General features: G+C 73.0%; 11 protein-coding genes. 4 read left to right on the top strand and 7 right to left on the bottom strand.

Annotation, left to right across the window (positions count from 1 at the left end):
• Window positions 1-57: 57 nt before the first annotated feature.
• A complete protein-coding gene (locus tag ABH941_RS22495; RefSeq protein ID WP_370131210.1) occupies window positions 58-762 on the top strand; it encodes a copper homeostasis protein CutC in 705 nt (234 codons plus the stop codon).
• 92 nt (window positions 763-854) lie between these two features.
• Here the strand turns inward: ABH941_RS22495 and ABH941_RS22500 are convergent, their stop codons facing one another.
• Entirely contained in the window at window positions 855-3,044 is a 2,190-nt protein-coding gene (locus ABH941_RS22500; RefSeq protein ID WP_370131286.1) for an AAA family ATPase, read from the bottom strand.
• Between the two features lie 321 nt (window positions 3,045-3,365).
• Here ABH941_RS22500 and ABH941_RS22505 point away from each other — a divergent pair, with 321 nt between their 5' ends.
• Window positions 3,366-3,551, top strand: coding sequence for a hypothetical protein (locus ABH941_RS22505; RefSeq protein ID WP_370131211.1), 186 nt, complete (start codon window positions 3,366-3,368; stop codon window positions 3,549-3,551).
• 7 nt (window positions 3,552-3,558) lie between these two features.
• Here the strand turns inward: ABH941_RS22505 and ABH941_RS22510 are convergent, their stop codons facing one another.
• The 3 genes from ABH941_RS22510 to ABH941_RS22520 form a co-directional block, all read right to left on the bottom strand.
• Window positions 3,559-5,211 carry a DNA repair helicase XPB gene (locus tag ABH941_RS22510; RefSeq protein WP_370131212.1) on the bottom strand — a complete coding sequence of 551 codons (1,653 nt, stop codon included), beginning with the start codon at window positions 5,209-5,211 and terminating at the stop codon, window positions 3,559-3,561.
• Window positions 5,212-5,286: 75 nt separating this feature from the next.
• Window positions 5,287-6,321: an alpha/beta hydrolase gene (locus ABH941_RS22515; RefSeq protein WP_370131213.1), complete on the bottom strand. Its 1,035-nt coding sequence runs from the start codon at window positions 6,319-6,321 to the stop codon at window positions 5,287-5,289.
• Window positions 6,322-6,419: 98 nt separating this feature from the next.
• Window positions 6,420-8,942, bottom strand: coding sequence for a helicase-associated domain-containing protein (locus tag ABH941_RS22520; protein WP_370131214.1), 2,523 nt, complete (start codon window positions 8,940-8,942; stop codon window positions 6,420-6,422).
• Between the two features lie 192 nt (window positions 8,943-9,134).
• Between ABH941_RS22520 and ABH941_RS22525 the strand changes: the two genes are divergently transcribed.
• Complete coding sequence (locus tag ABH941_RS22525) at window positions 9,135-10,286, top strand: hypothetical protein (RefSeq protein WP_370131215.1); 1,152 nt, start codon at window positions 9,135-9,137, stop codon at window positions 10,284-10,286.
• 7 nt (window positions 10,287-10,293) lie between these two features.
• Here the strand turns inward: ABH941_RS22525 and ABH941_RS22530 are convergent, their stop codons facing one another.
• On the bottom strand, window positions 10,294-11,163 hold the full coding sequence (locus ABH941_RS22530) for a class I SAM-dependent methyltransferase (RefSeq protein WP_370131216.1): 870 nt from the start codon (window positions 11,161-11,163) through the stop codon (window positions 10,294-10,296).
• A gap of 49 nt (window positions 11,164-11,212) precedes the next feature.
• Entirely contained in the window at window positions 11,213-12,178 is a 966-nt protein-coding gene (locus ABH941_RS22535; protein WP_370131217.1) for an ABC transporter substrate-binding protein, read from the bottom strand.
• A gap of 73 nt (window positions 12,179-12,251) precedes the next feature.
• Here ABH941_RS22535 and ABH941_RS22540 point away from each other — a divergent pair, with 73 nt between their 5' ends.
• On the top strand, window positions 12,252-12,872 hold the full coding sequence (locus tag ABH941_RS22540) for an HAD family hydrolase (RefSeq protein ID WP_370131218.1): 621 nt from the start codon (window positions 12,252-12,254) through the stop codon (window positions 12,870-12,872).
• Window positions 12,873-12,887: 15 nt separating this feature from the next.
• Here the strand turns inward: ABH941_RS22540 and ABH941_RS22545 are convergent, their stop codons facing one another.
• Complete coding sequence (locus tag ABH941_RS22545; RefSeq protein WP_134001782.1) at window positions 12,888-13,115, bottom strand: hypothetical protein; 228 nt, start codon at window positions 13,113-13,115, stop codon at window positions 12,888-12,890.
• Window positions 13,116-13,233: the final 118 nt, after the last annotated feature.

A 13,233-nucleotide genomic window follows, 5' to 3' on the forward strand; every position in this document is an offset into this window, starting at 1 on the left:
GATCAAGGGACGATCAGGGCTCGCCGTGCGGCGGCTGGATATGGCAGGCTTAGCGATATGTCTAGACCAATCTTCGAGGTTATCGCCACGTCCGCGCAGGATGCGGTGGCAGCGGCTGCCGGTGGTGCCGACCGCCTGGAGTTGGCCGGCGACATGGCCGCCGACGGACTCACCCCCTCCGTCGAGGAGTTCGCCCGGATTCGTGCCGCGGTGCACATCCCGCTCCGCGTCATGCTGCGGGACGGCGACGGCTTTCTGCCGCGCGATCTGGACGCCCTGACGGCGAAGGCGGAGGCGCTGCGCGCCGAGGGCGCGGAGGAGTTCGTGCTGGGCTTCCTGACCCCTGACGGCATGGTCGACCTGGAGGCCGTGCGTACGGTCCTCGACGTGATCGCCGGCTGCAGCTGGACCTTCCACCGGGCGCTGGACAACGCGGCGGACCGGGAGGCCGTCCGGGCCGCGATCGACGGGCTGCCGGGGTTGGACACCGTGCTGACGGCGGGGGCGGCGACGGGCGTCGCCAACGGGCTCGGGGTGCTGGCGGCGGAGGTCGCCAGGGCGGGGGAGCCGGGGTACGGGCCGCGGATTCTGGTGGGGGGCGGGCTCAGGACCGAGCATGTGCCGGGGCTGCTGGCGCGGGGGATCGACGGGTTTCATGTGGGGGGGATGGTGCGCAGCGGGGGGTGGGACACGCCGGTGGACACGGGGCTGGTGCAGGAGTGGCGGCGTCTTGTGGATTCTGAGGCGCGGGCTGTGGCGTAGCCGCTCGGGGTGCGGGGAACTGTTCGGCGGAGGGTGCACGTGGGTGCATGGTTTGTCGCGCAGTTCCCCGCGCCCCTGGTGGTGGCTGCGCGTCAGTTCACAAGTGCGGCCGGGAGTGGGCGGGTGTGGAGCACCGTCAGGCCGGAGACCGGGCGGGTGAGGCAGACGTAGAGGCGGCGGAGGCCGGTGCGGGGGTCGGGTTCGGCGTCGACGATGGCGGCGGGCTCGTCGAGGACGACGTAGTCGTACTCCAGGCCCTTGGCAAGGGAGGCCGGGACCAGGGTGAGCCGGGACTCGGCGGAGGTCTCGGTGCCCGGGTCGAGGTAGGGCATCCCCGCGGCGCCCAGCGCGGCTGCCAGCAGGGGCACCCGGTGGTCGGCGGCGATCAGGCCGATCGAGCCCTCCTGGCGGAGCGTCTCGTGGCAGGCGGCGACCACGGCGTCGGTCAGCGCGGCCGGGGTGGCGGAAACTGTGGCGTCCAGTGCGGAGCTGTCGTCGGTCGGCGGGGGCGCCGGGACGTGGCGGATCGTCAGCGCGCCGTGCGACTCACGCACCGAGTCGGCCGGCTCCAGGTCGGGGGCGATGCCGGGCAGCAGTCGTGAGGCATAGCGGATCACCTCGCTGGGGACGCGGAAGGTCTTGGTCAGGGCCTCGATCCTGGAACCCGGCTTGCCCAGGTGCTCCAGCGCCTCGGCCCAGGTCCCGGTGGCCCACGGGGTGGTGCCCTGGGCGATGTCGCCGAGGACGGTCGCCGACCCGGTGGTGCAGCGGCGGCCGACGGCGCGGTACTGCATCGGGGAGAGGTCCTGGGCCTCGTCCAACACCACATGGCCGAGCGAGTGGGTCCGCTCGACCAGGTCGCGGGCCTCGTCGATCAGTACGGCGTCGGCGAGGGACCAGGGCGCGGATCTCACACTGCGCGGCGGTTTGGCCCACAGCACGGTCTGCTGCTCCTCGGGGGAGAGGATGCCGTCGGCGCACTCGGCCAGGAACCCGGCGTCGGAGAGCAGCCGGAAGACGAGCTTGGCCGGGTCGACGACGGGCCAGACGGCTTTGACCGCGGCCTTCACCGCGGGGTTGCGGGCCACCGCGTCCTGCACCCGGTCATCGGGCGCCTCGCCGCCGTTCTCCATCTTCACCAGGACGGCGTGCGCGATCCGCTGTGGCAGGGCGGCGAGCGCCGCGCCGTAGCGGATGTCACGGTCCATCAGCTCCTGTACCAGTTCCTCCAGTTCGTACGCCGGGATGCGCCAGCGGCGCGAGCCGCGGACGACCACGCAGGGCTCGGTGGGCATCCGGACGCCGGAGCGCACGGCGCGCCGGAGCACCCGCGCCATCCGGGCGTCGCCCTTGACGATGGCGGCCTCGGCCGGGTCGGTGCCGCTCACCGTGACCAGCGAAACCAGTTCCTCGACGGTGGCCTGGGCCACGTCCAGCTCGCCCAGTGCGGGCAGCACCTGCTCGATGTAGTGCAGGAAGGAGCGGTTGGGACCGATCACCAGGGTGCCGGTGCGGGCCAGTCGGTCCCGGTGCGCGTAGAGCAGGTAGGCGACGCGGTGCAGGCCGACGGCGGTCTTGCCGGTGCCGGGCGCCCCCTGGACGCAGACGGTGCCGTGCACGTCGGCACGGACGATCTCGTCCTGCTCGGGCTGGATGGTGGCGACGATGTCGCGCATCGGGCCGACGCGGGGGCGTTCGATCTCGGCGGTGAGCAGCGCGCTGGTCTGGGACCCCCCGGCGGAGCCGGAAAATGTCACAGCGTCGGCGTCGGTGAGGTGCTCGTCCTCGTACGCGGTGAGCTCGCCGCCGGTGTAGCCGAAGCGGCGGCGCAGCCCCACGTCCATGGGGTCCCTGCGGCTGGCGCGGTAGAACGGCTGGGAGACCGGCGCGCGCCAGTCGATGACCATGGGGTCGCCGTCGGCGTCGTGGACGTGGCGGCGGCCGATGTAGAACTGCTCCCTTTCGGCTCCTTCGGCCTGGTCCATGCCCGGCGTGTGCTGGTAGTCCAGGCGGCCGAAGAACAGCGGGGTGTGGGCGAGGTCGGCGAGGGCCTTGACCCGGTCGGACATCTCGCCCTGGAGGACCGCCGCGTTCACCCAGTTCCCGGTGACGTCGGTGAGGTCCAGCGACTCCACGTCGGCGCGCATGGCGCGGAGCGCTGCGCGGGAGGCGGCGAGGTGGCCGCGTTCGCGCTGCAGGGGGTCGGCGGGCTTGTGATCGGCGGGTTTGTGATCGGCGGGTTTGTGATCGGCGGGCTTGTGATCGCTGTCAAGCGAGGGCACGGTGAAGCCTTCCCGGCTGCGGAACACCGGGGGGTGCCCGGCGCGCAGCGGTCTCAAGGATCGGTGATATTGAGTTCGGAAGCCGCCCGGTACCGGCCGGGCAGCGCACTCCCTAGGCACTCCAGGGTTGGAGGGGGAGGCGGCAGAGCGGACATGGTAGACCCGCGGCCGGGGTGAAGGCCAACGGATTTAATGAGGCCGCTCAGGGAGAACCCTGCCCTGAGGGGGAGGCCGGGTAGCCCGTTCGGACGATATGTCCCGCCCCCGTGGATCGCCCTGTGGGCCGACGCCCGCGCGCGTCGAAAAACCTACGGTTGAACCATGGCTACCGCACAGATCTCCCCGAAGGCCGTGGCCGGCCCGAGCGCCCGCCACGGCAGTACCCCGATCACCGTCGACCGTGACGACAACCACCGACGCCGCCCGCTGCGTACCGCGCTGCGCGGCACCGGGATCTTCCTCGACACCGCCTGGCGGGTCGTACTGCTCGGCCGCGAAGGTCTGTGACCGGTCGTCAGACGTCGTCGCCGGCCAGCACGTCATCCGCGTCGATGATCCGGTAGGCGTACCCCTGCTCGGCCAGGAAGCGCTGGCGGTGAGCCGCGAAGTCCTGGTCGATGGTGTCGCGGGCGACGACGGAGTAGAAGTGCGCGGTGTGGCCGTCCGCCTTGGGACGGAGCACCCGGCCCAGCCGCTGGGCCTCCTCCTGGCGGGAGCCGAAGGTCCCGGAGACCTGGATGGCGACGGTGGCCTCGGGCAGGTCGATGGAGAAGTTGGCGACCTTGGAGACCACCAGCACGGTGATCTCGCCGTTGCGGAAGGCGTCGAAGAGCTTCTCCCGCTGCGGGTTGCTGGTCTCGCCCTTGATCACCGGGGCGTCCAGGGCCTCGCCGAGCTCGTCCAGCTGGTCGATGTACTGCCCGATGACGAGGGTGGGGATGCCGCGGTGCTTCTCCACCAGCGCCTGGGTGACCCTGCGCTTGGATGCCGTGGTCGCGCAGAAGCGGTAACGCTCCTCGGGTTCGGCGGTGGCGTAGGCGAGCCGCTCGCTGTCGGTGAGGGTGACCCTGACCTCGACGCAGTCGGCCGGGGCGATGTAGCCCTGGGCCTCGATCTCCTTCCACGGCGCGTCGAAGCGCTTGGGGCCGATGAGGGAGAACACGTCGCCCTCGCGGCCGTCCTCGCGGACCAGCGTCGCGGTGAGGCCCAGGCGGCGGCGGGCCTGGAGGTCGGCGGTGAACTTGAAGACCGGCGCCGGCAGCAGGTGCACCTCGTCGTAGACGATCAGGCCCCAGTCGCGGGAGTCGAACACCTCCAGGTGCGAGTAGACGCCCTTCCGCTTGGTCGTCATCACCTGGTAGGTGGCGATGGTGACCGGGCGGATCTCCTTCCTGGTCCCGCTGTACTCGCCGATCTCGTCCTCGGTCAGCGAGGTGCGCTTGACCAGCTCGTGCTTCCACTGGCGGGCCGAGACGGTGTTGGTGACCAGGATCAGGGTGGTGGCCTTGGCGGTGGCCATCGCGGCCGCGCCGACCAGGGTCTTGCCCGCCCCGCAGGGGAGCACGACCACGCCGGAGCCGCCGTGCCAGAAGCCCTCGACCGCCTGCTGCTGGTAGGGGCGCAGCGACCAGCCGTTCTGGTCCAGCTCGATCGGGTGAGCCTCGCCGTCCACATAGCCGGCCAAGTCCTCGGCCGGCCAGCCGAGCTTCAGCAGCACCTGCTTGATCTGCCCGCGCTCGGACGGGTGCACGGCGACGGTGTCCGCGTCCAGCCGCGAGCCGACCAGCGGGATGATCTTCTTGGAGCGCAGCACCTCCTCCAGCACCGGACGGTCGTTGCTGGTCAGCACCAGTCCGTGGACCGGGTGTTTGGACAGGGTGAGCCGTCCGTAGCGGGCCATGGTGTCGGCGATGTCCACCAGCAGCGCGTGCGGGACCGGGTAGCGCGAGTACCTCACCAGCGCGTCCACGACCTGCTCGGCGTCATGCCCCGCGGCCCGTGCGTTCCACAGCCCCAGCGGGGTGACCCGGTAGGTGTGGACGTGCTCGGGCGCCCGCTCCAGCTCGGCGAAAGGTGCGATGACCCGGCGGCACTCGTCGGCCAGCGGATGGCCGGTCTCCAGCAGCAAGGTCTTGTCGGATTGGACGATGAGCGGGCCATCGGACACGGGTGGGCCTCCGGAGTACCGGGCAATGGGGCAGACCCTCCAGTGTGCCAGGCCCGCGCGCTTGCCCGGGACGGGTCAGCCCGCGGTGGGCGGCAGCAGGTGCTGGGTGAAGAACTCCAGGGTCATCGGGATCACCCTCTTGAAGTCCGAGGTGAGGTGGTCTCCGTGGGGGAGCTCGTAGTAGCTGAGGTGCAGCGGCTTGTTCTTTCGGGCGACGTTCATGAAGGCGGCCACGACCTGCTTGCCGTAGGCCTCCTTGCTGCCGATGGTCACCAGCATGTCGAGGTCGGCGGTGTTCCCGGCCACCATCAGCTGGGGGTTGTTCGCCTGCTGCTCCTTGCTGTGGCCGCGCCAGTAGTACGAGTCGGGGATGAAGTAGCCGTCGACCGGGACCGCGGCCCTGAAGGTCTGCGGGAACTGCAGGGCCAGCTTGGCGCTGCAGAAGCCGCCGGTCGAGGCGCCGGTGACGCCCCAGCCGTCGCGGCTCCTCAGGGTGCGGAAGTTGGCGCGGACGAAGTCGGGGATGTCCACGCCCATCCAGGTCGCCATCTTCGGCTGGCCCGGGATGTCGCTGCAGTCCTGGAGGTACCAGTCGCTGTCCCGGAAGTTCTGGATCGGCATGATCATGATGAAGGGGCTGGCCTTGCCCTGCTTCGCCAGCTCCACGTCGGCGGCCTGGATGCCCAGCTGCCGCTGGTCGGTGTAGGTGTTGTAGCCGGCGCTGGAACCGCCCGAGTAGAGGGTGATCACCGGGAAGCCGTAGTCCTTGTACGCCAGGTCGTTGTACTGCGGCGGCAGCCACACCCAGACCTTGCCGCTCACTCCGGACTTCGCGCCGTTCAGGGTGGTGACGTAGATCGGGCCGACCGAGGTCTGCTGGGAGACCGTCAGCTTGGTGGCGGGGCCGGTCGGCAGTGAGACGACCGTGCTGCTGGGGCTGGGGGCCGGGGTCGGCGACGTGGGAGCGGTCGCAGCCGGGGAGCCGGTGCTGACGTCCTGCGAGCCGGACGCGTTCTGGTGTGCGGAGGCACCGCAGCCGGTCAGTGCGGTGAGGGCCGTCGCCGCCAGAACGGTGAGTGTGAGCAGGCGGCGGGTGGTGCGTGGGCGCATGGCGGGGCTTCTCCGGCGTCAGGGGGGCGCGAGTCCGTCGCCTCGCACCCCTGATGACATGAGAAAACCATGAAAAGGTTGCAGGAGTGACGGGGCAGCTACGAGCCGGTTGCCGCCTCGCCGCTGAGTTCCGCCACGCCGGTGATCCGGTGCAGGCTGAACGTCCGCACCTCCTCGCGCAGATGGTCGTAGGCGGTCACGAAGCCGCCGCCCACCTGTTTGGGCTCCACCACGCGCTGGCTCGCGGCGCCGTCCGCGTTGACGTAGCCGATCCAGACCCGGTCGCCGATCAGGGTGGCCGCCTGGAGCGCGGCCAGGGTCTCGGCGGCGGTGGTCCGCGGGAGCGCGGCGGGAGCGGGCGGAGCGTCGGTCAGGGCGTCGGCGCGGCCGGAGGCCGGCTGCACGGCCGTGGCCGCGCGGTCGCCGGCCCTGACCGCCTTCACCGCCGCTGTCAGCAGCCCCTCGGGCACCGGCGGCGGCCCGTCGGTGACCGGGACGGGGGCGCTGCGCGGGGGCGTGCGCAGCGCGTCCGCACGGGCGATCAGCACATCGCCCTCGGCGGACTCGGCCGCCGGCGCGAACCCCATCGCCCGCAGCTGGGTCAGCAGCGTGGTGGGGTCGACCTGCGCGGCCAACACGGTCGGGGCGAGCCGGCGCAGCCGCAGCTGGACCGCTCTGCGGTCCGCCAGCAGCTCGTTCAGCAGGGAATCGTCGTCGCAGCGCAGATAGGACGAGGCGGCGCCGACCCGCAGCACGCCGTGCCGCCGGGCCACGTCGTCCACCAGGTAGCTGAGCGGCTGCGGGACCGGGGTGCGCGAGTGCTGGGCCAGGAAGGCGTGCAGTTCGTCGGCGCTGCGGCCGGCGTCCAGGGCGCGGCGCACCGACGCCGGGGTGAAGCGGTAGACGGTCGCGCCGCCCTTGGACTCGATGTCGGCGGCGACGGCGAGGGTCTGCGCCAGCGCGGTGTGCAGCGGGCCCGGCGCGATGGCGGTCAGGTCGGGCTGCAGGATGACGTGGTCCAGCGGCTCCGGCAGCAGCGGCGCCAGCACCGGCAGCGGGTCGTGGCCGTCCAGCAGTCGGCGGGCGTGGCCGGCCAGCGCGCCCCGGCCGGTGAGGCCGAGCTGCTCGGCCTCGGGCAGGGTCCAGTCGACCAGCCGGTCCCGCAGCGAGGCCCCACGCAGCGGGGAGCGCCAGCGCAGGTGCTGGCGCAGCGAGCCGGGAGCGGCGGCGGACCCGGGCGGCAGCCCGGCGAGCAGCTCCAGGACGGCGAGGCGCAGCTCCGGGGCGACCGGGCGGTCCAGGTCGTTGCCGAGGGCGGCCAGCACCTTGTCCTTGGCGTCGCGGCTGCCGACCAGGGCGGCGATCCGGGTGGACGCCAGCCAGGAACGGGTCAGCAGCAGCCAGCGCTCCGGGACGGGCTGTCGCAGCCACTCGTCGAACAGCGGGGTAGGCGCCCAGCGCTCGACAGTCTCGCCGTCGGCGGCGAGCAGGCCCGCGCCATAGGCGAGTTCCAGCCAGAAGGCGGTCTCCTGCTCGGTGCGCTCCAGGGCGGTCGCGGTGCGGCGCAGCTCGCGCACGCCCAGGCCGCCGGTGCGGAGCACGGCCGGGGCCTCGGCGCTCCACAGGTCGAGGACCTCTTCGACGGTGCGGACGGCGGTGAAGGCCTGGGCCGCGGCGGTGCGGTCGGTCTGCTTCGGGTCGTGGGCGGCGGCGGCGGTGACCGGCGGCGGCAGGGGCTCGACGGTGCGGTGTACGCGCCCCCCGCGCAGATACAGCGACACCTCGCGCGGCAGCACCACATTTTCACGCCCTGCCGGCAGCAGGATTCCGCGCGCCTGCAGCCACTCCACCGGGGTACGGGCGTCGGCGGCCCGGACCGGGCGCGGCGGTGACGCACCGTAGGGCGGGCCCCACATCAGCCGGCGCAGCACGTCCTTGACCCCGGGCGGGGCCTCGGCCAGCAGAGCGGCGGCCCGGGGACGGTCCTGGAACAGGTCGGCCAGCGCCGCGACGGCGCTGACCGGGTCATGGGTGGCCGGCAGTCCGGCGTCGGCCAGGATCTCCTGCAGCCGTCCGGGTGACAGCGGCGCCCCGCCGGAACCCTGCGCCCCTGAGCCCGACGAGGCGGCGGTGGCCTCGGCGTAGGTCGGGCCGAGGCCGGTCGGGCCGGGCGCGCCGTTGGTCGGCGAGAGCACGTCGCGGGCGGTGCGGACCAGCCGCAGCTGGTCGGCACCGCCCCAGACCAGCGCCTGGGCGCGCAGCGTGGCGAGCGCCCCGGGCAGTGCGGCGGTGACGGCCTTCGCCGGGGTGTCATCGTCCGGGACGGTGCCGGTGAGCAGGCCGAGCAGGGTCGCGTAGGAGCAGCCGTCCGGGGCCACCGCCAGGGCCTCGGCGGTCTGCAGGGTGAACTGGTCCAGCCGCTCCAGGGCCCGCACCACCGAGGCCCGGGTCGACAGCCGGGTCGACAGCTGGATGAGGTCGCTGGGCACCGGGTGCAGCAGATCGGGCCGCGCCCGCAGCAGCTCGGCCAGGCCCTCGTCGGGCCGTGCCCGCAGTTCCTCGGCCAGGGTGCGCGGCACCGGTGCGGTTGCTCTGGCCCCGCCGTTCCTTCGACTGCTCATCCGACCCAGGCTAGTCGCTCCTGATGACAGCGGTCACTGCCCGGAGCGCGGTAGCGGACTCCCGGGCTCCGGCGGCCGGGGTCGGAAGGGCGTGCCGGAGCGGTTCTCCGGGTACGGGAGTGGCAAGTATCTGGCCACCCCTAAGCTCGTGATCGCGCAGTGGGTGTTCGACCGGGGAGGGCGACCGCAGACATGGGCATCGAGAGCGAGCAGCTCGTCTACGACTATCTCAGCCGGGTCGGCGACCTGGCCCAGGCGACCGCGCTCACCGCCGCTGAGCGGGCACGACTGGTCTCCGGGCTGCGCGAGACGATCGACAGCAGACGCCCCGGCGCGGGCACGGCGGCGACCCGGACCGGCAGCCGTGAGACGGCGGCGATGAAGAAGGTGCTCGACGGGATCGGCCGTCCGGACGAGGTGGTGCGCAGGGCCGTGCACACCGGAGTGCCGGAGGCGCCGGGCAGCGCACGGAGGCGTGCCGGGGCGGGCGACAGTCCGTCTGCGCCCTCGGGGCCCTCGGGGCCCTCGGGGCCCGCTGGGCCGTCCGTGCCGGTGCAGGGCGGGGCCCCGGCCGCGGAGCGGGACTGGTGGCGGCTCGGGCGCGGCCGGGGCGACAGCGTCTACACGGACGCTGCCCGCGGCGGTTACGGCGACGACTTCGGCGGTCTTGGCGGCGGGGGTCTCAGCGGCGGGGGTCTGGGCGGCGGGGGTCTGGGCGGGGGCTTCGGCGGGGCGGTGCCCGGTTCGGAGTTCGGGGACGCGGGCGAGCTGTCGGGGTGGCGGGCCAGTTACGAGCCGGACTTCCTGGATCCCGACTACGTCGACCCCCGCACGGTCAAGGTGCCGCCGCAGCGCCGGCCGGAGCAGGTCGAGCCCGAGCCGGCCCCGCCCGCTCCGCCGCCCCGTCGGGGCCTGCTGCGCCGCACCTTCGGGCGGCCCGTCCCGGCCCGTCCGGCCGTCGAGCCCGCCGGCACCGAGCCGGCGGCCCCGGCCCCGCTCGCGCCGCTGCCGCTGGTGGAGTCGCTGGCGGTGCTGGTGCTGGCGAGCGGCGCCGTGCTGGCGCTCTGGTACGTGGCCGTGCTCGGCTGGTTCCTCGCCTACTCGGCGCGTCGGCTGGGGCGCGGAGCGGCCCAGTTCGCCGGGCTGTGGGTGCCGGTGCTGGTGGCCGCGGTCCTCGGTTTCTGGTTCTACGGGCACACCCACGGCAGGCCGCCCGGACAGCACCTGACGGACGCTCAGTTCAAGGCCGTGCTCCGGTCCACCGTCGCGGTGTGGCTGCGCGCGGCCGCGGCCTGCTCGGCGCTGTTCCTGGCCTGGCGGATCACCAGCTGGCGGCGCCGCTGACCCCCGCTCAGGTCCTGGTCGCGGTGGTGTAGCGGATCATCGAGCGGCGGGTCAGGCAGCCGTCGGCGGCGGCGAGGGAATCGAGCTCGACGAAGGCGGCCTTCTTCGCGTCCTCGCGCCGCTCGGCCGGGATCAGCTCCAGCAGGGTCGCCCGGCGTCCGCTGTTCCAGACCGAGGCCCACCAGTGCTCCGGGTTCCGGTAGTCGGCGACGTCCTCCTCGTCCTCGGTCTCGATGTCGCCGAAGCCGGCCTGCCGGAGCAGGTCGGTGATCTGGCCTGGGGTGTCCAGCAGGCCGTTGCCGCCCTTGTTGGTGGACCACTCCTCCACCGACTGCTGCGGCTCGGCGAAGGCGAGGGCGGCGCTCACCGGGCGCTCCCAGGCCGGGTCGGCCGGGCCGAAGCTGGTCATGGCGAACCGGCCGCCGGGTGCCAGCAGCCGGTGTGCCGAGGCCAGCACGGCGGCCGGGTCCGGGGTGATGAACAGCATCAGGCCGGCCAGCACCGCCTCGAAGGAGCCGGTGGGGAAGCCGGGGTCCTCGGCGTCGTCGACCCGGACCACCAGGTTCCGCAGCCGCCGGGCGCCGATCTCGGCGGCGGTGGCGTGCACCATCCCGGGGGAGAGGTCGATCCCGACCGCGTAGCCGTCCGGCCCGACCGCCTCGGCCGCGGCGAACAGCACCGTGCCGCGGCCGCAGCCGAGGTCGAGCACCCGGTCCCCGGGACGCAGCCGGGCCCGGCGCACCAGCCCCGTCCCCAGCCTCTGGACGAACGCGCCGGAGTCCGGGGCGCCGTACGCGTCGGCGACCAGGTCGAATCCATGGGCGATGGCTGCCTTGCGCTGTGCTGACTGCTTGGCCTGCTCTGCTGTCGTCGGCATCCTGCCATGGTGGAACGGGGTGACCTGGGTCACAAGAGGCGTAACGCAATCAGGTTCTGAGGAAGCGTTGGAGTTGGGAGAGCACCAAGTTGGCGCCGGTGTAGCCGATGCCCTGGAACCAGAGCTGGTCGTCCACCGAGAAGGCCCGGTGCGCGGCGACGGCTCCCAGGGCCGGCCAGGCCTTGCTCCCCACCACGGTGGCGGTGCCGGCCTTGGCGGCGTCCCCGTAGGTGGCGTAGAAGATCGCGGTGCCGTCCAGGCCGCTGAGCTGCGCCGGATCGGTGAGGGTGGTGTCGAACACCGCGCCGGACTGCGAGGCCGGCCGGCCGAGGCCGAGGTCGGCGAGGACGGTGCCGAGGAAATTCTGGGTCGCGTACAGCCGCGGCTCCTCGTCCTGCACGAAGCGCACCAGGCTGATCTGCTGCTTCCGGGCGGCGGCGGCGCCGCCCAGGGACTGGACCACCTGGGAGACGTGCTGCGCGTAGCCGCTGGTGACCAGGGAGACCGAGGCCTGCTGGTTGAGGGCGTCGGCGTGGGTGCGGAAGTTCTGCTTCCAGGGGTAGCCGGTGGTCTCGGTGAGCACCGTCGGGGCGATCGCGGACAGGCTCTCGTAGTTGGAGCCGTCCCTGGTCCGGTTGGAGAGGATCAGGTCGGGGGCGAGCTTGGTGATGGCGTCCAGGTCGGGGGCGCCGATGGTGCCGGTGGAGGCGATCTCGTCGAGCCGGGCGCTGCCCCAGTAGCCGGGGAGCGCGGCGTCGGCGGCGGCCCGGGAGGCGCCGACCGGGGTGACCCCCAGGGTGAGTGCCGAGTCCAGCTCGGCGGTGTCCAGGACCACGACGCGTTGCGGGGCGGCGGGGACCTCGACGGTTCCGGTGGCGGTCTGCACCGAGCGGGTCGCGGTGCCGGACGTGCTGCCCGAGCCGCCGCTGCCGCTGCACCCGGTGAGGGGGCCGGCGCCCATCAGCCCCAGCCCCAGGCCGACGAGCAGGCTGCGGCGCGGAATCTGACGGGGCATGACGTCCTCCGGCGAGGTCATTTGTCACTTTTGAGAAGTATGTCCCTGTGGTCGGCCCATTAGGGTGATCAACATGACTGGACGTACGGCTCTCACCGTCGGCTTCGACCTCGACATGACCCTGATCGACTCCCGGCCGGGCATCAAGGCGGTCTACGACCTGCTGGCCGCCGAGACCGGCACCGCGATCGACAGCGATCTCGTGGTCACCCGGCTCGGCCCGCCGGTCGAGCAGGAGCTCGTCAACTGGTTCCCGGCCGAGGAGGTCCCCGCCGTGGCCGACCGGTACCGCGCGCTCTACGCGGAGCACGGGGTCGACGACTGCCTGGCCCTGCCGGGGGCGTACCAGGCGCTGGCGGCGGTCCGTGCCCACGGCGGCCGGTCCCTGGTGGTCACCGGCAAGCACGGGCCGAACGCCAAGCTGAACCTGGACGCGCTCGGCCTGGCCGCGGACGGGCTGTACGGCTCGGTCTTCGGAGCGGGCAAGGGCACGGTGCTGCGGGAGGAGGGCGCCTCGGTGTACGTCGGCGACCATCTGGCCGACGTCGTCGGCGCGCGGGCCGCGGACGCCCTCGCGGTCGCCGTCGCCACCGGCCCCTACAGCGAACGGGAACTGGCCGAGGCGGGCGCGGACGTCGTCCTCGCGGACCTCACCGGCTTCCCGGCGTGGCTGGATTCCTACCTACGCGCCTAGCCTCGGCCCGGGTTGCTACGCCGCGCTGCGCCGCTGGGCGCGGGCCGCTCGCAACAGCCCCACCAGGGCGACTCCGAAGCCGACCGGCATCACCATGCTCACGAAGTACGCGGCCGAGGGCAGCGGCGTCAGGCCCAGGAACAGCGGGGCCACCGTGACGATCGTGGCCACCGCGCCGATGACGAACAGGATCGCGCCGACCCGGACCAGGGCGTCGCCGGGGTGCTGAGTTTCAGTAGTCACCCCTCAAGGGTATGCACGTCACGCACGGGGATTGCGCCGAGAGCGCCGGAGGCAGCCCCGCCGACCGATCGGGGGTGTGTCATGGCAGCGGCGAAACCGTGGGAGAAACAGCCGGCGA

This window comes from Streptacidiphilus sp. EB103A (assembly GCF_041261405.1).
Taxonomy (GTDB): Bacteria; Actinomycetota; Actinomycetes; order Streptomycetales; family Streptomycetaceae; genus Streptacidiphilus.